This window comes from Agarivorans sp. QJM3NY_29 (assembly GCF_050870835.2).
Taxonomy (GTDB): domain Bacteria; phylum Pseudomonadota; class Gammaproteobacteria; order Enterobacterales; family Celerinatantimonadaceae; genus Agarivorans.
Map to the genome: position 1 here is coordinate 4,470,874 of NZ_CP194036.2, position 22,076 is coordinate 4,492,949.

A 22,076-nucleotide genomic window follows, 5' to 3' on the forward strand; every position below is an offset into this window, starting at 1 on the left:
TCCTGTACAACTTTTAGCCAAACGAAAGATTGGCAAATGCCTGCTGTAAATCATTCACTAAATCTTCCGCTTCTTCTAAACCAACCGATACCCGTAACAATTGCGCCGATATTCCCGCTTCGGCCAATGCCTCTGGCGACATTGCCGCGTGGGTCATAGTTGCTGGATGAGCGATTAAACTCTCTACCCCGCCCAAAGACTCAGCCAAAGAAAACAACTGTAAGCCTTTCAGAAATTTCACCATTTGAGTTTCATCTAGCGCAACTTCAAAGCTTAACATAGCTCCAAAGCCAGATTGTTGTTGTTGGGCTAACGCATGACCGGGGTGCTCTGCTAAGCCGGGATAATAAATCGCAGACACCAAAGGCTGCTGCTGCAGGCATTGAACAATAGTTTGAGCATTGTGTTGGTGAACATTCATCCGAGCTTTCAGAGTTCTTAAGCCCCGCAGAGTTAAATAGGAATCAAAGGCTGAGCCTGTTAAACCTAGACAATTCGCCCACCAGCTCAAGCTTTCTGCCAATAACTCAGTTTTTGCCACAACCATACCCGCCACCACATCAGAGTGACCATTAATATACTTAGTCGCCGAATGCACCACAATATCGGCCCCCAGTAAAATTGGATTCTGTAATACAGGCGACAAAAACGTATTATCCACAACTACCAAAGCCCCCACAGCATGCGCTTGTTGAGCTATTTTTTGAATATCCACAATCCGCAATAACGGGTTGCTGGGAGTTTCTAACCAAATTAACTTTGGTTGCTTGGCGAGGGCGGTTTGCAAGCTCTCGCTATCATTTTGATCGATAAACTCGACTTCAAAGGCCTGCTTCTTCGCCAAACTGTCAAACAGGCGATAACTTCCGCCATAACAATCGTGCGGTGCGATCAGCAAATCGCCAGGCGCTAACAAAGCGGTCACTAAATGAACGGCCGACATGCCGGTATTGGTGATCACCGCCCCTGCACCATGCTCTAGGTTGGCAATCGCATCGGCTAATATTTGACGGGTTGGATTACCAGAGCGACTGTAGTCAAACTGCCGCTTTTGCTTAAAATCGGCGAAACTATAATTACTCGACAAATAAATTGGCGGAACCACCGCTCCGTGTTGGCTATCACTCTCAATACCACTGCGAACCGCAATGGTGGCGGCGTGAAGATCTTTTAATGACATGTGTTCACTGACTCCCTCTAATTATGCTGCCACTTTACCACTCCCCGTAAAGACGTCAACACTTCTAGACGTCTAAATGTCTTTGCTCTTGGATTGCTAAGTGGCTTTTCCCCCGTTACAATAGGGTTTCTTTGGTTTGGTGTGTATTCAAGTATGTCGACAGATTGGAATGGTGAGTGGATCAGCCCTTATGCTGAACACGGAAAAAAAAGCGAACAAGTAAAAAAAATAACGGTATCAATACCTTTAAAAGTATTGAAAATACTGACCGATGAGCGTACTCGTAGACAAATTAACAATCTACGACACGCCACCAACAGCGAGTTGCTCTGCGAAGCATTTTTACACGCTTACACTGGGCAACCCCTGCCCGATGATGCCGATCTACAAAAAGATAGACCCGACCCGGCCTTAGAAAAAGCCACCGAAGCTGAATTGGATAAAGAAGATTAAGATTTTGCAAAGCCGCTCATTGAGCGGCTTTTTTGTTAAATACTAGACAAACACTTTTGAATAAGCTCACTTATCTTGCAGGAACAACCGCCCACGGCAGAGAGTTAAGCACTTGCTTGTACTTTATATGACTTTTTATTTCGTCTAAACATACATAAGCCAGCAATACCAAATGCCGCAAGAAATATCGTGGATGGCTCGGGAACAGATGAAACACTAATGTTATCGAAACTTTGACCGAGTCTGTTATTAAACAAGCCAACTTGTCCTTGGCTGTACAAACTGCTGGTTAAGGTAGTGACCAAAGTACCATTCACAAATGCTGAGTAGGTATCTCCGAACACATCGATTTTTAAATGAATATCACTTTTAGATGGGAATAATGCACCAGAATGCTTTAAAGCTGGTGAATTGCCACCATTTACGAATTCGTGCCAGTAAACCCCGGTACCTCCACCACCAAGACCTCCTGTGATTAAGGCTATTCCGTTAAAAAGCCCCCCATTGTATGAACTACGAAGAACTACACCGCCATCCCATACATCATTAATATCCAATTCAACAGAAAAATCCCTTAAATCTGTCGGTAACAAGCTAAATGCTTGATTCCCTGATGTAGACTGGTATGCACCACCTTTATCATTCCAGCTACCCTGTTCATTTCCCCATAAAGGAGATGCGGCAGAATCAAAATCATCTGTAAATATGACTGCCGCAATGCTTGACCCAGCAATCGACCAGATTAAAATAACCTTAACTACAAATTGAAAATATATTTTCATTGCAAAAATTCCTTTTAATTGTTTAATTCTAAATTACGACTGTTGACACTGCTATATAACGTCCCAACACAATCCTTCAAAAATTCAATATGGTTTTCTCCCTCTAAATAAAGAAACTATATCTACAGATTCATTCCGCTTAAACATTCTCAAAAAAAACATAACCTATTGAATTTAAAGTGCATGTCAATAAAAACATTATAATAAGAAAGGTTATGTGAATTTAAAAACATAGAGGCGACTACTTTTACTCAATCACCTTAGATAGAAAGGGCGTTGTTGCAGGGCAAACAGCTTCGCAATAACCCCTGAGCTACAAGGTCGTCTAGACAATGCAATTCAGTAATCCATTCGACATAACTACCAAGTTGCTTATTATTCACTTGCAACTACGGTTCTTAGCGAAAATGGAATTATGTTTTAATAATAAGAATGATACTACTCTACACTGCCCCTGATTTTTCTCTCAGGATGCACGAGCACAGAAACAAGCTCTGAAATCTCTTCAACTATTCTCGATTACGGAATATATGGACAGTCAAGAATTACAAAGGAACGCCCTGAAAAAATATTCCAAATAACGCAGTGCTGTCAGGGAAGAGAGGTAAAGTGACCCTACAAGCAACTGATATTCCCGCACAGATCGGTACAACTTTTTACTACTGTTTCGAAATAAAAGTCTAAGAAAGAGAAATTGAACTGACAAAACTATACCTGCCCAAAAATGGTGGATGGCAACGACAAGCATTATAGATCTAGCTATATGGCAAAACCCTAAAACTCAAAAAAGGTAAAGCGACTTTCTGAAAAACGATTTGAGCGAAAATAAATACAAATCTGCTATGAGCAAAATTGCTTTATATCTCATTCGCATCATGACCAGACACAAAAAAAGCGCCTTTCGGCGCTTTTTCTTTACTGTAAAGCTTAAATAAGGCTGGCTTATTTTTTGCCCAATACAGCGAATTTTTTGTTGAAACGATCAACACGACCACCAGTATCAACGTTACGTTGCTTACCAGTGTAGAATGGGTGACATTTGTCACATACGTCTAGGAACATAGTACCAGTACGAGTCGATTTAGTTTCGATTACGTTACCGCAAGAACAAGTCGCAGTAAGTAGTTCGTAAGTTGGATGGATATCAGTTTTCATGGATTACCTCAATACTTGGGCCGCGTCGCCATTTGATCACCACTATTGGCACCAAACACCACACGAAAGCAACTCTATCAGAGCCTATAAATTTTAGGTGGCGGATCATATAGGATGGCTCCGCGCTTAGCAAGTATTCAAGGTCTATTCGCGGATAAAAAACACCAGCGACTTCATTTGCCCCATGCATAGTCAAGCTTTAGAATGAGGCAGGGTTTTTCATGGGTTCATAAATTTGTGTTAATTGTTCGTGTTGCTTTAGCAATTCCATTGCGTCGACTATTTGATTATCGAGTATCCGATGACTCGGCAATACCAGTGATCGGTGCCCGGGTCAAAGTCCCCTTTGGTAAAGGTGAAAAAGTTGGCTTGGTGGTGGAGCATCCCGATGATAGTGACATCGATAGCGACAAATTAAAAACCATTAGCCAAATTGTCGATCAACAGGCCTTACTTCCCGCGAGTCTATTTAAACTATTAAATTGGGCCAGCAGCTACTATCACCATAGTTTGGGTGACGTACTGAGCCAGGCCTTGCCCAGCCTGTTACGTAAAGGCGAACCCGCACAGGCCAAAGCGATTGTCGCCTGGCGCCTTAGTGAACAAGGCAAGCAAGCTAAGCTCGCAGAATTTAAGCGTGCTCCCAAGCAAGGTGTAGTCATTGGCGCGCTGCAACAACAAGCCGATTTTCAATTAAACGATGAACAAGCCAAACAACGAGACTTCTCGCGTTCTGCGCTCACCGCCTTACAGCAAAAAGGCTTGCTAGAAAAAGTCACAGCACGCGCAACCGTGCCAGATTGGACTCAACAACAGACCAACAAAAGCCAAGCCTTGCAGCTCAATCCTGAGCAAGCAATTGCGGTAGCGGCCATCAACCAAAGCCTATCGAGCTTTCAGGCCTTTCTCATTGAAGGTATTACCGGATCCGGTAAAACCGAAATCTATCTCAATGTAATTGCCGAAGTTCTGGCGAAGGGCCAGCAGGCTTTAGTTCTGGTTCCCGAAATTGGCCTCACGCCACAAACCTTGGCTCGTTTTGCCGAACGCTTCGAAGTTCCAGTTTATGCGATCCACTCGGGCCTGAATGATAGTGAAAGGCTTAGTGCTTGGCTCAAGGCGAAGCAAGGCGAAGCTGGCATCATCATTGGCACCCGATCGGCGGTGTTCACTCCGATGGCCAAGCCTGGCGTAATCATCATCGATGAAGAGCACGATAGCTCCTTTAAGCAACAAGACAGCTTTCGTTACCACGCCCGCGATTTAGCCATTGTACGCGCTCGATTAGAACAAATTCCTATCATCTTAGGCTCGGCCACACCTTCGTTAGAGAGCCTGCACAATGCCCTGAGCGGCCGTTATGTTCATCTACAACTCAAACAACGAGCAGGTAATGCAGTATTAGCCAAGCAACAATTGCTGGATATTCGCCATCAACCGCTCAACTCGGGGCTTTCTCCCGCCTTAGTGAAAGCAATGCGCATGGAGCTAAAGGCTGGTCGTCAGGTGATGCTGTTTTTAAATCGCCGAGGTTACGCGCCAGCCCTGCTCTGTCATGAGTGCGGGCACGTCTGTGAGTGTGAACGCTGCGAGTCATATTTTACCTACCATCAGCAGCCCCGTCACTTGGCCTGTCATCACTGTGGCAGCCAACAACCGGTGCCACATCAATGCCAACAGTGTGGTTCCACCAATCTGGTCACCACTGGCCTTGGTACCGAACAACTGCAAGAGGCCTTACTGGAGATCTTCCCAGAATATAAAGTGGCACGGATCGACCGAGACAGTACACGACGCAAAGGCAGCTTGGAGCAATTGTTGGAACAGATCCATAACAATCACTATCAAATTTTGCTGGGAACCCAAATGCTGGCCAAGGGACATCACTTCCCTAATGTAACCTTAGTTGCCCTACTCGATATCGACCATGCCTTGTTCTGTTCCGACTTTCGGGCCCCAGAACGCCTGGCCCAACTATATGTGCAGGTAGCTGGCCGAGCAGGGCGCGCCAACTTAGAAGGGAAAGTGATGTTGCAATCTCATCACCCTGAGCATGAACTGCTGCAAGACTTGATTAATAATGGTTACCAACACTTTGCGCGCTTTGCCCTTAATGAACGCAAAGACACCGAACTTCCCCCTTTTAGCTTTCAAGCGCTATTTCGCTTAGAAGCAGTGGATGGTCAGGCGGTGCATGACTTAAGCCAGCAGCTCTATCAACTAGCCCAGCCACTACAGCAGGCGAATAGCTGGGTTTTTCCTCCCTGCCCAGCGCCACAAGCACGTCGCGCAGGAAAATTTCGGATGCAACTATTAATTCAAGCGGAACAGCGCACCAGCCTACATCAGCTTATCCATCGGCTGTTACCACAATTGGAGAACTTAAAACTCAGCCGTAAAGTTCGTTGGTCCTTAGATATAGACCCTTATGATATGCAGTAATCACACGCCTCTTTACGCAAAGCAGCAACATCAACAACCAAGCGCGTAGCGATTTGCTCCAATCAAATCAAATCACACCGAATTAGCCTAGATAAGAGATAGTTTTCAGCGGCAATTGTCGGTAAAATGCCCGCCTTGTACATTTTATTTACGCGAGATTGGTGTCAACCTACATGAAAGAGCTTATTCAACAACTTCTGGAACAAACGGTCATTGCCCTGAAACAACAACAGGTGCTCCCTGAAGGATTCGAACCTCGGATCCAAGTTGACCGAACCAAGGATAAAGCTCACGGCAACTTAGCGACCAACCTTGCCTTAATGGCCGCCAAACCCGCTGGGAAAAATCCTCGTGAACTAGCTCAGTTGATTGTCGATAATTTACCAAGTTCGACACTCATCGATAAAACCAGCATTGCCGGCCCAGGTTTCATTAATTTCTATCTTAATAATGATTGGCTGGTCTCTCAAATTGAAGCCATGTCGAGCTCTCCTTCGGCGAATGTAAAATTGGCAGAACAAGCACAAACCGTTGTGGTTGACTACTCTGCGCCAAACGTTGCGAAAGAAATGCACGTGGGCCACCTGCGTTCTACCATCATTGGTGATGCGGTGGTTCGCACCCTAGAGTTTTTAGGCCACAAGGTGGTTAGAGCCAATCACATCGGCGACTGGGGAACTCAATTTGGCATGTTAATCGCCAACTTGGAAGAAGTTGAAAAACGCGGTACTGACGCAGGCGATATTGAATTAGCCGATTTAGAAGTGTTCTATCGTGAATCTAAAGCGCGTTACGACAGCGATGAAGCTTTTGCCAAGCGCGCGCGCAACTACGTGGTGAAACTGCAAAGTGGCGATGAATACTGTAATACCATGTGGCGCAAACTGGTCGACATCACTTTGAATCATAACCAATCTGTTTACGACCGTTTAAATGTATCGCTAACTAAAAACGACGTGATGGGCGAAAGCATGTATAACCCCATGCTGCATGATGTGGTTCGCGACTTAAAGCAACAAGGTTTAGCAGTTGAAGACAACGGGGCAACCGTGGTTTACCTCAACGAATACAAAAATAAAGATGGCGACCCAATGGGCGTGATCATTCAGAAAAAAGATGGTGGTTTTTTGTACACCACCACCGATATAGCCTGTGCTAAATACCGTTACCAAGACTTAAATGCCGACCGAGTTTTATATTTTATCGACTCCCGTCAGCATCAACATCTAATGCAAGCCTGGAACATTGTGCGCAAAGCTGGTTATGTGCCAGAGTCGGTGCCACTAGAACATCACGCCTTTGGCATGATGCTAGGCAAAGATGGCCGCCCCTTCAAAACCCGCAGTGGCGGTACCGTGAAGCTGGTCGATTTACTAGAAGAAGCGGAACAGCGAGCACAAGTTATTGTGGCTGAAAAGTCTCGAGATCTGGATGCGGAGCAACAACTAGAGGCCGCCAAAGCAATCGCGATGGGCGCGGTGAAATACGCCGATTTATCGAAGAACCGTACCACCGACTACATCTTCGATTGGGAAAACATGTTGGCCTTCAACGGCAATACCGCACCGTACTTGCAATATGCTTATACTCGGATCCAATCTATTCTTCGTCGCTCAGCAATCGACCTCGACAGCCTTGAGCAAAACATTATATTGGCTGAAGAAGCCGAAATCGCTCTCGCACAAAAATTAATTCAGTTTAGCGATGCGGTCAACAATGTAGCCGATAAAGGTATGCCACACATGATGTGTAATTACCTCTACGAGCTCGCGGGTGCATTTATGACTTTCTATGAAGCTTGCCCAATCCTTAAGGACGATGTTGAGAGCGAGGTGAAACATAGTCGTCTGCGCTTAGCAGCTTTAACAGCGAAAGTGTTAGATCAAGGTCTTTCATTATTAGGGATCGAGACTTTGGATCGGATGTAAACATGGCAAAGGACTATGTAGGGCGCAGCAAGCCTAAGAAAAAACCCGCGGCTAGATCTAGCCGCGCGGTCAGTCATCAAAAACGCTTCCCCTTCGCCTTAGCTCTCGCGGTGATCGCAGCGATCGTGGGTTTCTCGGTATTGCTATTTAATATTAAAGGTAGCGCGCCCACGCCAGCTCCCGAGCTCAGCGAGTTGGTAAACCCACAACCCATCGCAAAGCCAAAGGCCAAAGCAAGTCTGCCAGAGCCACCAAAAGAGCGGAGCTATGTTAAAGAGCTAGAACACAAGCAAGTAGAAGTTGAGCCGGCCGCCAAACCAAGCCAGCCGGCCATCCCTTACCAAATGCAGTGTGCTTCTTTCCGTAGCCGAGACCGCGCCGAAGAGAGTAAAGCCTTAATTGCCTTTGCAGGCCTGGAAAGTCAAATTAAGCGCACCGAAGGGGAAAATGGCGCCTGGTATCGCGTGGTGTTGGGCCCCTATCCCACCAAGCGAGATGCTGAACGAGATCGGCATATATTACAACGCGCCAAAATCAATGGTTGCCAAATTTGGCATTGGAGCTTTTAAGTAGGGAGCTTTTAAGTAGGGAGCTTTTAAGACATCCAAACTATATACAAGCCAACAGAGATGTTGGCTTTGATTGATACTAAAGCATATATGAATAAAGACGCCCTTATCCACCAACAGCCATAACCTTTAACCATAACGTAAAATCTTGTATAAAGGCCTTAAAGTAGCTAATTATTCAATTACTGCCTGTGCTAAGCGCTTAAAAATATTACTTATTTGACTTATATCCCAACTATGTTATAAAAATGTAGCTATTCTAATAAATCAGTTTTGACTAAAAACGGCAAAATAAGACCAAGACCGTGACTCAAATAGGAACGCGATACTATGAACAACACGGAACTACAGCAACTTGAGCGACGAGGCTCAATGCGACTCGATTTGGAAAACGAACCGGTGCAGCTCATTTTGACCAATAACGAAGACGATGAAGCAGTGATTGAAGCCACTTGTATCGACATCTCTCGCCGTGGCATGTTGATTGTTCATGATAAAGATTTAGCGATTGGCACCAAACTTAAAGTTAAATTTACTGCGAAACATTCCGCTGAAGCGGAAATGAAAGTAAAAGTAGCGCGTTGTCATCGTAAGAACTTCTCTAGCTATAATATGTTTTTGTTAATACTGTAAAATTCTCGTCCAGATAAGCAAACATGTCAGTTTGTCTTATACTTAATAAACTTGTACCACAAAGCCAGTAATTATAATTGGTCGCAAGTTGCAGAAGAGGGATGAACCATGTTGATACTTGTTGGTGGGGAAAAGGGTGGTAGTGGTAAAAGTTGCTTAGCACAAAATATTGCCGTTCACCTGAAAACCGAATTTGACGCAAATATCTTAATGGTTGATTGCGACCCGCAGCGCACTACCTCCGATTGGATCCAAGCCCGCAACGAAGATGAATCCCTACCAGGGATTAACTGTATTCAACTCTACGGAAAAATCCGCAAGGACTTACTCAGCCTAGAAAATGGCTACGATTTTGTGATTGTGGACTGTGGTGGTCAAGACAACTTAGCCATGCGTGCAGCAATGTCAGTCGCAAAATATGTATTAATTCCACTACGACCCAAACGCCGTGACCTTAAAACTCTTCCGCATATGGAAGACATGCTCAGTACCTGTAAAATGGTTAACCCTAAAATGGTCGCTAGTTTTGTAATCACCCAATGCCCATCTCTGCCCAACCAAGCAAATCGGATCCTCGACGCCAAAGAAGTTTGTCGCTCCTTCGGCTTACACGTGCTCGACTCCGTGACCTTCGCTCGCAATCTCTACGATGATAGTGAAGAAAGTGGCCGTTCGGTGTTAGAGATAGAGCCCGAAGGTAAAGCTGCCAATGAGATCAAAGCGATAGTGACTGAATTACTCGCCATCCAGCAAGAAGACTCCCATGAGTTTAACTGATTTAAAAAAGCAACCGCATCGCCGCCGCCAAGCCAAAAAGATAAGCGTCGAACAATTCATCGATGATGCCGAAAACTATGCACTAGGAAAACCGAGCCTCAATCCAAAAAAGGCTCCCGCCGACAAGCCTAGCAGCACCTTTCGGCACTGTACTTTCACCTTTGATGCCTCCGCAATAAACCAGTTACAATACGCTTCTCAGCAGCATCAACTGGCAAAATCCAAATTATTACGGGTACTATTGAGTCACTTCGCATCACTCAACGATGAACAACAGCAACAGTTGTTGAAATTATTTAATCACAACTAAAGCACCACAGTTTTTGGCTTATACCTTGAAAAATTATCGACGCCCCCCCACTTCATTGAGATAGCCAAGTTAACTCTTATGGTTAGCTGTATAAACTGAGGAAATATCGTGACTACTATCGTCTCCGTACGCCGCAACGGCAAAGTGATCATTGCTGGCGATGGCCAAGTTTCCCTTGGCAATACCGTGATGAAAGGCAACGCAAAGAAGGTTCGCCGCCTTTATCACGGTCAAGTGTTGGCCGGATTTGCTGGCGGCACTGCCGATGCATTTACCCTATTTGAACGTTTCGAAGCAAAACTAGAAATGCATCAAGGTCACCTTACCAAGGCAGCTGTAGAGCTGGCCAAAGATTGGCGAACCGATCGCATGCTACGTAAACTAGAAGCCCTACTGGCAGTCGCAGACAGCGAAGCATCATTAATCATTACTGGTAACGGTGACGTGGTTCAACCTGAGCACGACTTAATCGCCATCGGTTCTGGAGGGCCTTTTGCTCAGTCTGCGGCTCTCGCCCTATTACAAAACACCGATTTAGGCGCACGTGAAATTGCTGAAAAAAGCCTGAGCATTGCCGGTGACATTTGTGTGTTTACCAACCAGTACCATACTATTGAAGAATTAGACGCGAAAGCTTAAAGCTTTGCAGGAAAAAATTATGTCTGAAATGACCCCCAGAGAAATTGTCTCCGAATTAGATAACCACATCATCGGCCAATCTGAAGCCAAACGCGCAGTGGCGATTGCCTTACGCAACCGCTGGCGCAGAATGCAACTCAATGATGAATTGCGCCATGAAGTTACGCCTAAAAATATCTTAATGATAGGCCCAACAGGCGTCGGTAAAACCGAAATTGCACGGCGCTTGGCGAAACTAGCGCACGCCCCATTCATTAAAGTAGAAGCTACAAAATTCACCGAGGTCGGTTATGTTGGAAAAGAAGTTGAGACGATTATTCGCGATCTCGCCGATGTTGCCTTCAAAATGACCCGCGAGCAAGAAACCGAAAAATTTCGTTTTCGAGCCGAAGACCAAGCAGAAGATCGGATCCTCGATGCTCTACTGCCCCCAGCAAAAGACAGCTTTGGTCATGATGAGAAGAAAGAAGACAACTCGACTCGCCAGGCTTTTCGTAAAAAACTGCGTGAAGGCCAACTTGACGACAAAGAAATTGAAATTGATGTGGCTCAGCCACAGATAGGTGTCGAAATCATGGCCCCTCCGGGCATGGAAGAGATGACCAATCAATTACAAGGTATGTTTCAAAACCTATCTGGCAGCAAAGATAGCAAGAAACGTAAACTCAAAATTAAAGAAGCTTTCAAATTATTGGTGGAAGAAGAAGCCGCTAAAATGGTCAACCCAGAAGAGCTCAAAGAAAAAGCCCTGTACGCGGTTGAAAACCAAGGCATCGTATTCTTAGATGAAATCGATAAAATTTGTAAACGCGGCGATGTTTCAGGCCCAGATGTAAGCCGAGAAGGTGTGCAACGCGACTTACTACCACTGGTTGAAGGCTCAACTGTAAGCACCAAACATGGCATGGTAAAAACCGACCACATCCTGTTTATTGCATCGGGCGCTTTTCAGGTCGCGAAACCTTCCGATCTGATCCCTGAATTACAAGGGCGTTTGCCGATCCGTGTTAGTCTGAATGCACTCAGTGCAGATGATTTTGAGCGGATCCTTACCGAACCTAATGCTTCATTAACCGAACAATACAAGGCGCTAATGGCCACCGAAGGCCTAGACGTTGAGTTCACCAAAGAAGGGATTCGTCGGATTGCCGATGCGGCATGGCAAGTGAATGAACGCACCGAGAATATTGGCGCTCGTCGGCTACACACGGTGATGGAAAAATTAATGGAAGAATTAAGCTTTGTGGCCTCTGATAATTCAGGTCAGAAAGAGATCATCGACGCCGATTACGTCAATAAATCTTTAGACGAATTAGTCGCCGACGAAGATTTAAGTCGTTTCATTTTATAAATACCTCGCAGAGTTATCAATTTGATGACTCTGCTAATCCCCTTTAAGCCCCGTAATCCGGTCTGCAGCCGGGTTATTTTGCTTTTCTAGCTTAGTTATTATTTCTTAATTGAAAACCGCGACTTAGTGTTTATACTGGTAGCGATAACTCGGGCCAATTTAGGATCCAGACCATGGAATATAACACCTCTGAACTTTGTGACCTATACGCAGATACGGTTGATGTCGTCGAACCCATGTTTGCCAGTTATGGTGGCAGAAACTCTTTTGGGGGAGAAATTACCACCATCAAATGTTTTGAAAATTCAGGCTTAATTGCTCAGGTCGTTCAGGAGCCTGGCACCGGTAGGGTATTGTTGATAGACGGCGGCGGCTCATTGCGACGCGCCTTGCTCGATGTAACCATCGCCGAAGCTGCAGCCGAAAATGAATGGGATGGCATTATTGTTTACGGTTGTGTTCGAGATGTGGACGCGCTTGAAGATTTAGATATAGGGATCCAAGCACTGGCTTCCATTCCTGTTGGTGCTGACGCCGAAGACGAAACTGGTGATGTGAATATTCCGGTCAATTTTGGTGGCGTCACTTTTTTACCGGAAGATCATATTTATGCCGACACCACTGGCGTGATTTTATCGCCTGAACCACTCGATATCGAATAAGGTCCAAGCGAATTTAAGCTTACTCGGCTTGAACGTCTTCGATACGCCCTAACAAGGCAGTAAGGCGTTCTTGCCAAGCTTGTTGTTCTTGTAACAGATGACTATTCTCATCACTCAGCTTACTATTTTGTTCTTTGAGTTCTTCAATTTCCATACGTAGTAATTCAATACTATCGACTGCAATTTGAACCTTTGCTTCTAATTTTTCCAATACGTCAAAAGACATCAACCTACTCCCGTTAATCTGTTGTTAACCTCACTCTAGATATTCTATCTACAGTCAGTCCTCATGGATAAATGAACCCTAATCGTGTTCACATATTGATAAAGACTTACTTTAAAGCAGCATACTCTTGTCATCTATGCCCAACAAGGGTAGAACTCTATTTACCTAACTAGTTGTCGAATTTATAAACATGAAATTAAAGAAAGGTCGATACCGACATTACAAAGGTCCGGAATACCAAGTGATCGATACCGTGACCCATTCTGAAACCGAAGAACAGTTGGTACTTTACCGACCTTTATACGGAGAAGGTAAACTGTGGGTTCGGCCCTATCATATGTTTGTTGAAGAGGTCGTTGTGGACGGCCAAACAATGCCGCGCTTCGCCTATATCGCCGCCACCGACTAAATTAGATATTTTGCCCCATATCAATGGCTGGCATCTCACAACTGGGTCTGCCCACCACCTTTGCTGGTACGCCAGCAACCGTGGTATGCGCTGGCACATCCTCGAGAACTACACTACCCGCCCCTACTTTTGCGCCGCGTCCCACTTCAATATTGCCAAGGATCTTTGCACCCGCACCAATCAACACTCCTTGACGAACTTTTGGATGTCGATCGCCTCGGTCTTTCCCGGTTCCCCCTAAAGTCACCGATTGTAAGATTGATACATCATCTTCAATCACCGCGGTTTCACCCACCACGATGCCAGTGGCATGGTCGAACATGATCCCTTTACCGATGGTGGCCGCCGGATGAACATCTACAGCAAACACCGCCGAGATTTGGTTTTGCATATAACGCGCTAATGCCAAGCGCCCACGATGCCACAACCAATTTGCCACACGGTAGCCCTGTAAAGCATGAAAACCTTTCAGATATAACAAGGGGATCGCGTAGTATTTTACTGCCGGGTCACGATCTTTCACTGCCACAATGTCAGCCGCCACTGCTTCCAAAATATTCGGATCAGCCAATAAAGCTTCTTCAATAAATTCACGCAACAAGATCGCCTGTACCGTTGAGCTATCCAACTTACTTGCTAATTGGAAGCTCAAGGCCGAGGCCAGCGTATGGTGGTTCAAAATCGTCGAATAGAAGAAGCTGGATAACATCGGCTCATCTTCAGCCATTCGGTGCGCTTCATCACGAATTTGCAACCAAACGGTTTCGGCTAACGTTTGTTTAATTTGATAGTCCCTTAGCTTTGCCACTTACTTCACCTTACAAAAACTGTTGTTTCTTTTCTTCTGGCACCACCGACTGGGGATCCTGATGGATCAAGATATCGGCTTCTGGCCACTGCGCTAACAATGCCGCCTCTACCTTATCGGCAATATCATGAGCTTGGTAAAGGGTGAGTTTATCATCTAGTTCCAGATGGAGTTGAATAAATTTAGTCTGACCCGACTGGCGAGTTCTAACATCATGTACTCCCAACACGCCAGCAAGCTTCAAAGCAATTTGATAAACCTGAACTTGGAAAGCCCGAGGAAGCTCTCTATCCAATAAATTTTGCACTGCATCTTTACCAATTCCAAAAGCACCATAGCAAATATATAGGGCGATCAACACTGCAAACAATCCATCGGCCCAATACCATCCATATTGACTAAGAAATAAGGCTACAAGCACTGCCACATTCATAAAAACATCCATCGCGTAATGCATCGAATCAGCTTTAATTAAACTGTTATTAGTTTTCTTAACGACATATTTTTGGAAAAGTACTAAGGCAATTGTAATCAAAGTAGAAACGATCATGACCCAAATACCTAACTGACTGTGTTGTAAAGCTTGCGGGCGCATTAACTCGGTCGTACCGCTATATAGCAACATGAAAGCCGAACCCACAATGAAGGCAGCTTGCACGATACTCGCGAGATGTTCAGCCTTTCCATGACCAAAACGGTGCTCTTTATCGGGGGGTTGTAGTGCGTAACGCACCGCCAATAAATTAACCAAGGACATGCCAATGTCCATGAGTGAATCAATCAACGACGCCAAAATACTAATTGCGCCAGTATATAAATAGGCACCACTTTTTATCAGTAATAAAAACAACGCTACACAGCTTGCAAGCTGTGTAGCGCGGGTCACTAAACGCTGGTAATTTTGTTTTTCCACTTTACAAATTCACGGGAAAGTTTTGTAAAGTATAGAAGCTGCTCCCTTAAGTGCTAGCTTTAGCGTTTTTGTGTTGCTTTTCACCTTGTTGGTAATTTTGGTGTTTACCATCTTTTTTCATTTGCCCGCGTTTTTCCATACGCTGTTCTGTTAACTGCTGGAACTTCTGTTGTTGTTCCGGAGTCAGTATTTGGTATATCGCATTCTGCGAACGCATCATATGTAAAGCGCGTTGTTGATGCTTCTCTTGCTCTTTTTTAAGTAAGTTTTTGGCTGCGTTTTCATCAAAAGTAGCCGAAGTCACAATCGCCATATGTTGCTGATGCATCATGTTACGCTGAGCTCGCTCACCATCTCGCTGCTTTGTCTCACCGCTTGGCTTATTGGCCTGCATAATTTCTTTAACTTGTGCTTTCTGCGCAGCAGTTAAATCAAGTTCGCGCATTAAATGCATTCGCGGATGGCCATCTCTATCACGCATACCTTCACCATCGTGTCGATTGCCATTGGCAGCAAAAGCAGCAGGGGCAAGAATCAGGGTTCCAAGTAAGGTAGTCACAAGTAGCTTTTTCATTTTTAAATCCTCGTATGTTTCAGACATTTTCAGTATATAGCGGCCAATGCAAACTAATGGCAAGGAAGTGTAAAGCTATGTAAATGAGCCTATGATAGATCCGCAAAGCCAAGGAATTTTTGTACACTTTAGCTATCAATGATCACCTAGGAATCAACTGTGAAGCTGCTTTTAATTGATGACGACAAAGAACTCACCGAATTACTCGGCGAATTATTGACCTTAGAAGGATTTGACTGTGAAGTATGCAACGATGGTCTGAGCGGCTTAAAGCAACTGCAACAAACAAGTTATGATTTAGTACTACTAGATGTGATGATGCCTGGGAAAAATGGCTTCGAAGTCTTAAAAGAGCTTCGCAAAGACAGCCAACAGCCGGTATTAATGCTCACCGCTAAAGGCGATGAAATTGACCGAGTCCTTGGCTTAGAGCTTGGCGCCGACGACTACCTAGCCAAGCCATTTAGTGAACGGGAATTATTGGCAAGGATCCGAGCCATCTTGCGCCGCACCCAAAACGCGCCCAGCTCTGAAGCACATGGCGATTTAATTTGCCATCAAGACTTAACACTGTCGGTTGCCAAACAACAGGCGCATTGTGAAGATGTTGAACTAGACCTCACCAGCACTGAATTACTGTTGTTGCAGCAACTGCTGGAGCATCCAGGCCAACTATTAGATAAGAATAAGCTGAATCAAACCGTATTAGGTAAACGGCTGCAGGCCTTCGACCGCAGCTTAGATATGCACATCAGCAATCTAAGAAAAAAAATCCCACCAAGAAAAGACCAACTCCCAAGAATAAAAACCGTGCGTGGTAAAGGTTACATGTGGTTGGAGTGGTAAACATGAAACGACTACTCAATAATCTATTTGTCAAAATATTCGTGTCCTTCTGGTTAATTTTGCTGATAACCGCCTTTGTGGCATTTAACATGTCACGACTGGTAAGCACCGATAACTTTGCGGCGCCGGAATGGGCACTGAAAAACTTACAAGACTTCGAACAGCGGATCCAAAACAACCCGAACAAAGCCTTCAATCAACGCCCCGCCCCGCATAGTGGCGGACGTTTTACCATGCCTTTTCTGGTCGATGAACAAGGCCTGGTGGTAAATCATCCGCAAGTAGACCGCGCCATACGCCGCTTTATTGCCAATCACGACCAGGTCAACAATCCACGGATTATGCTCGACCGTGATCGGGTGTTTATCGGACCAAGGGCAATCACCTTGGATGACAAAACCTACTTGCTTTACCTCGAGCGCCGCCGAAGCCCAGAGCTCATGAACAACCTGCTCCCGTTACACGGCTCTTCCCCCTGGGTTCTCGCAGGGGTAGCCATCCTGCTAAGTCTGGCACTGTGTTTCTTGCTGACCCGACATATTGTGAGTCCCCTCAAACGGCTACAGAGCGCTGCCAACAAGCTGTCACGGGGGCAATTAGACACCCAGCTGCCAGAAATTAATCGCGGTGACGAAATTGGTCAGCTCTCAGAAAGTTTACAACGCATGGTCGACACGCTGAATCAGGCGATTAGCAACCAACAACGTTTATTAAGTGATATATCTCACGAGCTGCGTTCACCACTCACCCGTCTCAATATGGCGCTGGCTTTACACAAAAAACGCCAAAGCAGTAGTGCCGAAGTCGAACGCATCGAACGTGAATCACAGCGTTTGGCCGAGATGATTAACGCCTTATTATCCCTATCAAGAATGCAAGTAAACGCGCAACGACAGCAAGCTCAGCTCGATGAACTCATGATTGATTTAGTCGATGATTGCAACTTCGAAGCGGAACAACTGAGTAAGAAATTTAAGGCCACATATCCTGAGCATTTAAGCTTGCTTTGTTACCCGCAATTACTCAGCTCCGCCTTAGAAAACATCTGCCGCAATGCGTTAAAGTACGCCGAACAGCAAGTTACGCTTGAGGCCAGCATCGAACAACAGTACTTAGTCATTGTCATCCGGGATGATGGTCCGGGGATTGACGAGAGTGAGTTAGACAATATTTTCCGCCCCTTCTATCGCTGTGGCGAAGCACGCGATCGAGATAGTGGTGGTGTTGGCCTCGGCTTAGCGATTGCCGAATCGGCGATTCGCCAGCATGGTGGCAGTATTAGTGCGCATAATCATTCCGGTAAAGGGCTGGAAGTTAGCCTACGCTTGCCACTACAATAGCGCTTTTGCAACGACTGGGACCGACCATGATTAATATTGTGCTATTTGAACCCGAAATTCCGCAAAACACTGGCGCAATTATCCGTTTAGCGGCCAATAGTGGCTGCAGTTTGCATCTAATCGAGCCCTTGGGTTTCGCCTGGGACGACAAAAAAGTAAAACGCGCAGGGTTGGATTATCACGAATTTGCCGAAGTGAAACGCCATGCCAACTATCAGGCTTTTCTAGAGAGCGAACAACCAGCACGCTTGTTGGCTTGCACCACCAAAGGCAGCGGGTTTCATAGCGACTTTCAATTTGCCGAGAATGACTATCTGATGTTTGGCCCAGAAACGCGGGGCTTGCCCGATGCGATTTTAAGCCAAATTGACAGCACTTATCGATTACGGATCCCGATGTTAGCCAATAGCCGTAGTATGAATTTATCGAATGCGGTTTCGGTATTTGCCTACGAGGCTTGGCGTCAGTTGGGATATCACAACGCGGTTTAGCAAACCACCCCTGCGAAATGAAAATGAATCAACAACAGCAATCAACCAGAGAGTGGTTTATTGCTGTTGTATTCCCCTCAGTAACAGTGCTGCAAAATCCTCGTCTTGCTCACTCATCAATTGATGGCTGGATTAACATTGACCGGTCAAATCCCGTTGTCGCTAGGCCCCGAAGATTCATCCCACTGGCGTGGCTTTAAACCACCAATGTCGATTTAAGGCCAGTCGATAAGTGTAGGCTAAACTTAAGCCCCGGGCAGCCATAAAGCTGCACATGGCGAGCCACAAAGCATGGTTCCCCCAATCTTGGCTCAACCACCATACTGGGAAAAATACCCCAACACTGGCCAACAACATAGAATTACGCATCATTTTGCCTTCCGCTGTCGCAATAAAGATGCCATCAAAAATAAAGCACCATACCGCGGCCACAGGCAGCACGAACATCCAAGCCAAGTATTGATTAGCGGTCGCTCTAATCTCGCTAATATCGGTGAGAAGATTGATTAAGCTGGGACCAAATAAATAGAAACTAAGACTAAACAACAAGGCGAATATTGCGGCTAACAGTAAACAATCGTTTATCACCCCAACAAACTGGGCTCTATCTTGAGCTCCCTTGGCTTTCCCCGCTAAGGCTTCCACCGCATAGGCGACCCCATCGAGAGCAAAAGAGACAAACATCAGAAAATTGAGCAGTACCGCGTTGGCCGCCACAATATTTTCACCCAGCCGGCTGCCTTGAAACGTCATAAAAGCAAAACAGAGCTGCAAACTTAAAGAGCGAAAGAAAATATCCAGATTAAGACGCAGTAAACGGCTAAATTGATCGAAGGCTAAGCCCCTGAGTGCCGTAGCAATGTCGGTCATACTCAGCCCCAAGCGGGTTAAGGATTGACGGCACAAATATAAGCCCAGAGCAAGACTAAGGTAGTCGGCGATGACAGTGGCTAAGGCGGCGCCCTGCACCTTCATATCCAAGCCCAAGACCAGCCAAAGATCTAAGCCAATGTTCAATGAATTCCCGATGATGAGTAATACCATTGGAGCACGGGCATTTTGTAAGCCCAGTAAACAACCTAACAATACCAAATTTAGCAGTGCCGCTGGGGCGCCCCAGATCCGTGTTGAAAAATACTCGGCGGCGTAGTGCAAACTAAGTTCCCCACCACCAGCCAAACTCAAGCCTAGAGACAAAATTGGCTGCTGAAACAACACTAATAAACAACCGAGTAACACAGCCAGTAAGACCGAACTCAACGCGACCTTCAGCAACGCGGTCATATCAACCAAACCCACTGCCTGAGCAACCAGCCCGGTGGTCGACATTCGCAAAAAGCCACATAGCCAATATACCAGGCTGATCATCATTGAACCCAGCGCAACCCCAGCCAGATAATGCGCTTGGTCTAAATGACCAATTACAGCGGTATCCACCAAGCCTAACAAAGGAATAGTAATGTTCGATAAAATCATTGGTAAAGCGATGGCGGCGATCGCCTTAAGTCGGACAGATCTCATGACTACTTAGCGTTAATAAACCAAAATTCAGTGTAAAAGTTACCCCGCAGTGGAGCAACTTTTAAAGCCGAATCAAGACAAATAAGCAATCACTCACCCAATCGTCCTAACACTTAACCAAGATAAATCAAGGCTGGCAGCCTTTGACTTTAGCCCAGACTATAACAAGGAAAATAGCCAATGATCCGCGAGCAGGGCCAAAAACAACAACATCAGATACACGATGGAAAAACCGAATAGGCGCATCGCGTCGGTGTGGTTATCGCCGCCATATAAACGCCAAGCGAGTTGAATAAAGCGCAGGTTCAACAGACAACTGAAGGCCAAATACAGGCTGCCGCTCATGCCGACCAAAAATGGTAACCAAGCCACTGCAAACAGCAATACGCTGTACATCAAGATCAACAATTTGGTAAAAGCCACCCCATGGGTCACCGGCAACATCGGAATATTCACCTTGGCATATTCTTTACGCCGGGCGATGGCAAGGGCCCAGAAATGTGGCGGTGTCCAAGTAAAGATCAACATCACCAACAATAAAGGCTCAGCCGAAATACTATTATTAACCGCCGTCCAGCCGAGTAAAGGTGGCATCGCTCCTGCTAAGCCACCAATCACGATATTTTGGGGAGTGGCACGCTTTAACCACAAGGTATAAACCACTGCATAACCCACCAAACTGGCGGCCGTTAACCAAGCGGTCAAGGGATTAACCCCAAAGTACAACAGCACAAAACCCAATACCGACAGAGCCGAAGCCCATAGTAGCGCCAAATAATTGGATACTGCGCCAGTGGGCAGCGGACGTCCCTGAGTTCGCCCCATTTTGGCGTCGGCTTCACTATCGATGTAGTGATTAAAAGCCGCCGCGCCTGCCGCCATTAAACCGATCCCAAGATTCCCCAGCAATAAGGCCTGCCAAGGCGGTAAACCAGAAGTCGCTAAACAGGCTCCGACCACAGCCGTTAATACAATCAGCGCCACCACCTTGGGTTTGGTCAGCTTATACAGCGCTCGCCAATTAATATTGATTAAGGGTTTAGACCAGCTTAGGGTATTCAACTTCGCCATAAAGCCTCTCCTTCTCGCGCGGCGCAGTCGCGCCGCCCTTTTGATAACACGCCAATAGCAGACTCAGCGCACTCAATAACAACAACGCGGCCACTAAGTTGTGTGCCACCGCCACCAACAAGGGTAGCTGCCACCAAACATTGGCCAGCCCCAACCCCAACTGAGTGAATAATACCAACAGTAAACGCGAGGCGCGGCGACGCTCTAGCGCGCTGCTCGGGCGTAGCAAATAACTCATGGCAAGCAGTAACCAATATAAGGCGGTAACGCCAGCCCATATTCGGTGACTTACATGCACTGTGACCCGCTCGGGATGACTCAATACACCAAATTCATAATTGCCGGTAGGGGAATGAGGCAGGGGATCGAAGGCCTTTAACTGATAAAGCTGCTGCCAGTCTTCATGACACAGCGGAAAGCCCTGACAAGAAATAGCGGCATAATTGGCCGAAGTCCAGCCACCAAGGGCCAGTTGCAGCACCAATATTGCCAAGCCCAAAACCAGCGGCCAGATCCGCGAGCGCGGTTTAGCAGGCGGATATTTAACCCGGTGATACCAGCAAAACAATAGTGCTAACACCGAGAAGCCCCCCAGCAAATGACCCATTACGATTAAGGGCATTAAGCCCTTGGTAACGGTGAGCATCCCCAAAATAGCTTGAAAACCAATCAACAAGCAAACCAACAAAGCGATGCCCCGCTGTTGTTTGCGCCAGCAAGCGCAGCCCGCTAAAGCCAACACTAATAAACCCAGCGCACCGGCAAAATAACGATGGATCATTTCATGCCAAGCTTTCTGTCTTTCTAAGGGACGCTCGGGGAAATGGACCGCTGCATGCTGTAATTGTGCTTCAGTTTGCGGCACCGCAAAATGCCCGTAGCAACCAGGCCAATCCGGGCAACCCAAACCCGCATCGGTGAGACGGGTAAAAGCGCCAAGGCCAATCACCACTAGGGCCAATAACATTGCAGCCATTAATCCTTTTTGCATTGTCA

At 46.1% G+C, this 22,076-nt stretch carries 24 protein-coding genes; 14 read left to right on the forward strand and 10 right to left on the reverse strand.

Features of this window, described 5'->3' with window-relative positions; all coding sequences use genetic code 11:
• Positions 1-13: 13 nt before the first annotated feature.
• Entirely contained in the window at positions 14-1,180 is a 1,167-nt protein-coding gene (gene metB, locus ACRRS0_RS20315; protein WP_432455784.1) for a cystathionine gamma-synthase, read from the reverse strand.
• A gap of 153 nt (positions 1,181-1,333) precedes the next feature.
• Between metB and metJ the strand changes: the two genes are divergently transcribed.
• Complete coding sequence (gene metJ / locus ACRRS0_RS20320) at positions 1,334-1,633, forward strand: met regulon transcriptional regulator MetJ (protein ID WP_432455783.1); 300 nt, start codon at positions 1,334-1,336, stop codon at positions 1,631-1,633.
• Positions 1,634-1,737: 104 nt separating this feature from the next.
• On the opposite strand, the gene ACRRS0_RS20325 is transcribed toward metJ, so the two are convergent.
• Entirely contained in the window at positions 1,738-2,415 is a 678-nt protein-coding gene (locus ACRRS0_RS20325; RefSeq protein WP_432455782.1) for a PEP-CTERM sorting domain-containing protein, read from the reverse strand.
• 942 nt (positions 2,416-3,357) lie between these two features.
• On the reverse strand, positions 3,358-3,570 hold the full coding sequence (gene rpmE, locus ACRRS0_RS20330; protein WP_432455781.1) for a 50S ribosomal protein L31: 213 nt from the start codon (positions 3,568-3,570) through the stop codon (positions 3,358-3,360).
• 204 nt (positions 3,571-3,774) lie between these two features.
• On the opposite strand from rpmE, the gene priA reads away from it, so the two are divergent.
• From priA to rraA, 9 genes are all read left to right on the forward strand, one after another.
• The gene (gene priA, locus ACRRS0_RS20335) at positions 3,775-6,012 is read left to right on the forward strand and encodes a primosomal protein N' (protein ID WP_432455780.1); all 2,238 of its coding nucleotides are present in this window, start codon (positions 3,775-3,777) and stop codon (positions 6,010-6,012) included.
• A gap of 173 nt (positions 6,013-6,185) precedes the next feature.
• Positions 6,186-7,940 carry an arginine--tRNA ligase gene (argS, locus tag ACRRS0_RS20340; RefSeq protein WP_432455779.1) on the forward strand — a complete coding sequence of 585 codons (1,755 nt, stop codon included), beginning with the start codon at positions 6,186-6,188 and terminating at the stop codon, positions 7,938-7,940.
• A 2-nt stretch (positions 7,941-7,942) separates the two neighbouring features.
• Positions 7,943-8,509, forward strand: a complete 567-nt coding sequence (locus ACRRS0_RS20345) for an SPOR domain-containing protein (protein ID WP_432455778.1) — start codon at positions 7,943-7,945, stop codon at positions 8,507-8,509.
• A 330-nt stretch (positions 8,510-8,839) separates the two neighbouring features.
• The gene (locus tag ACRRS0_RS20350) at positions 8,840-9,142 is read left to right on the forward strand and encodes a PilZ domain-containing protein (RefSeq protein WP_432455777.1); all 303 of its coding nucleotides are present in this window, start codon (positions 8,840-8,842) and stop codon (positions 9,140-9,142) included.
• Between the two features lie 108 nt (positions 9,143-9,250).
• Positions 9,251-9,919 (forward strand): AAA family ATPase, encoded by a 669-nt coding sequence (locus ACRRS0_RS20355; RefSeq protein ID WP_432455776.1) that lies wholly within the window; start codon positions 9,251-9,253, stop codon positions 9,917-9,919.
• Positions 9,906-10,229 (forward strand): replication protein RepA, encoded by a 324-nt coding sequence (locus ACRRS0_RS20360; protein WP_432455775.1) that lies wholly within the window; start codon positions 9,906-9,908, stop codon positions 10,227-10,229. The genes ACRRS0_RS20355 and ACRRS0_RS20360 overlap by 14 nt, the downstream gene beginning before the upstream one ends.
• 108 nt (positions 10,230-10,337) lie before the next feature.
• Entirely contained in the window at positions 10,338-10,868 is a 531-nt protein-coding gene (gene hslV / locus ACRRS0_RS20365; protein ID WP_432455774.1) for an ATP-dependent protease subunit HslV, read from the forward strand.
• 19 nt (positions 10,869-10,887) lie between these two features.
• The gene (hslU, locus tag ACRRS0_RS20370; protein ID WP_432455773.1) at positions 10,888-12,219 is read left to right on the forward strand and encodes an HslU--HslV peptidase ATPase subunit; all 1,332 of its coding nucleotides are present in this window, start codon (positions 10,888-10,890) and stop codon (positions 12,217-12,219) included.
• Positions 12,220-12,392: 173 nt separating this feature from the next.
• Complete coding sequence (gene rraA, locus ACRRS0_RS20375; RefSeq protein WP_432455772.1) at positions 12,393-12,881, forward strand: ribonuclease E activity regulator RraA; 489 nt, start codon at positions 12,393-12,395, stop codon at positions 12,879-12,881.
• 19 nt (positions 12,882-12,900) lie between these two features.
• On the opposite strand, the gene zapB is transcribed toward rraA, so the two are convergent.
• Positions 12,901-13,107 (reverse strand): cell division protein ZapB, encoded by a 207-nt coding sequence (gene zapB / locus ACRRS0_RS20380; RefSeq protein WP_432455771.1) that lies wholly within the window; start codon positions 13,105-13,107, stop codon positions 12,901-12,903.
• Positions 13,108-13,297: 190 nt separating this feature from the next.
• Here zapB and ACRRS0_RS20385 point away from each other — a divergent pair, with 190 nt between their 5' ends.
• On the forward strand, positions 13,298-13,516 hold the full coding sequence (locus ACRRS0_RS20385) for a DUF1653 domain-containing protein (RefSeq protein WP_432455770.1): 219 nt from the start codon (positions 13,298-13,300) through the stop codon (positions 13,514-13,516).
• 1 nt (position 13,517) lies between these two features.
• Here the strand turns inward: ACRRS0_RS20385 and cysE are convergent, their stop codons facing one another.
• From cysE to ACRRS0_RS20400, 3 genes are all read right to left on the reverse strand, one after another.
• Positions 13,518-14,243 carry a serine O-acetyltransferase gene (gene cysE, locus ACRRS0_RS20390; RefSeq protein WP_432456133.1) on the reverse strand — a complete coding sequence of 242 codons (726 nt, stop codon included), beginning with the start codon at positions 14,241-14,243 and terminating at the stop codon, positions 13,518-13,520.
• A gap of 91 nt (positions 14,244-14,334) precedes the next feature.
• A complete protein-coding gene (locus ACRRS0_RS20395; RefSeq protein WP_432455769.1) occupies positions 14,335-15,237 on the reverse strand; it encodes a cation diffusion facilitator family transporter in 903 nt (300 codons plus the stop codon).
• Between the two features lie 46 nt (positions 15,238-15,283).
• Positions 15,284-15,811: a Spy/CpxP family protein refolding chaperone gene (locus ACRRS0_RS20400; RefSeq protein ID WP_432455768.1), complete on the reverse strand. Its 528-nt coding sequence runs from the start codon at positions 15,809-15,811 to the stop codon at positions 15,284-15,286.
• Between the two features lie 159 nt (positions 15,812-15,970).
• Here ACRRS0_RS20400 and ACRRS0_RS20405 point away from each other — a divergent pair, with 159 nt between their 5' ends.
• From ACRRS0_RS20405 to trmL, 3 genes are read left to right on the forward strand one after another with little or no spacing between them, the layout of a single operon-like run.
• On the forward strand, positions 15,971-16,657 hold the full coding sequence (locus ACRRS0_RS20405; protein ID WP_432455767.1) for a response regulator: 687 nt from the start codon (positions 15,971-15,973) through the stop codon (positions 16,655-16,657).
• 2 nt (positions 16,658-16,659) lie between these two features.
• A complete protein-coding gene (locus tag ACRRS0_RS20410) occupies positions 16,660-17,997 on the forward strand; it encodes an ATP-binding protein (RefSeq protein ID WP_432455766.1) in 1,338 nt (445 codons plus the stop codon).
• A gap of 26 nt (positions 17,998-18,023) precedes the next feature.
• On the forward strand, positions 18,024-18,488 hold the full coding sequence (gene trmL, locus ACRRS0_RS20415) for a tRNA (uridine(34)/cytosine(34)/5-carboxymethylaminomethyluridine(34)-2'-O)-methyltransferase TrmL (protein WP_432455765.1): 465 nt from the start codon (positions 18,024-18,026) through the stop codon (positions 18,486-18,488).
• A gap of 177 nt (positions 18,489-18,665) precedes the next feature.
• Here the strand turns inward: trmL and dinF are convergent, their stop codons facing one another.
• The 3 genes from dinF to ACRRS0_RS20430 all read right to left on the reverse strand — a co-directional run bounded on the left by dinF (position 18,666) and on the right by ACRRS0_RS20430 (position 22,071).
• Positions 18,666-20,009 carry an MATE family efflux transporter DinF gene (gene dinF, locus ACRRS0_RS20420; protein WP_432455764.1) on the reverse strand — a complete coding sequence of 448 codons (1,344 nt, stop codon included), beginning with the start codon at positions 20,007-20,009 and terminating at the stop codon, positions 18,666-18,668.
• A gap of 159 nt (positions 20,010-20,168) precedes the next feature.
• Complete coding sequence (gene cyoE, locus ACRRS0_RS20425) at positions 20,169-21,080, reverse strand: heme o synthase (protein ID WP_432455763.1); 912 nt, start codon at positions 21,078-21,080, stop codon at positions 20,169-20,171.
• Positions 21,049-22,071: a COX15/CtaA family protein gene (locus ACRRS0_RS20430; protein WP_432455762.1), complete on the reverse strand. Its 1,023-nt coding sequence runs from the start codon at positions 22,069-22,071 to the stop codon at positions 21,049-21,051. Before ACRRS0_RS20430 ends, cyoE begins: the two co-directional genes overlap by 32 nt.
• Positions 22,072-22,076 lie beyond the last annotated feature (5 nt).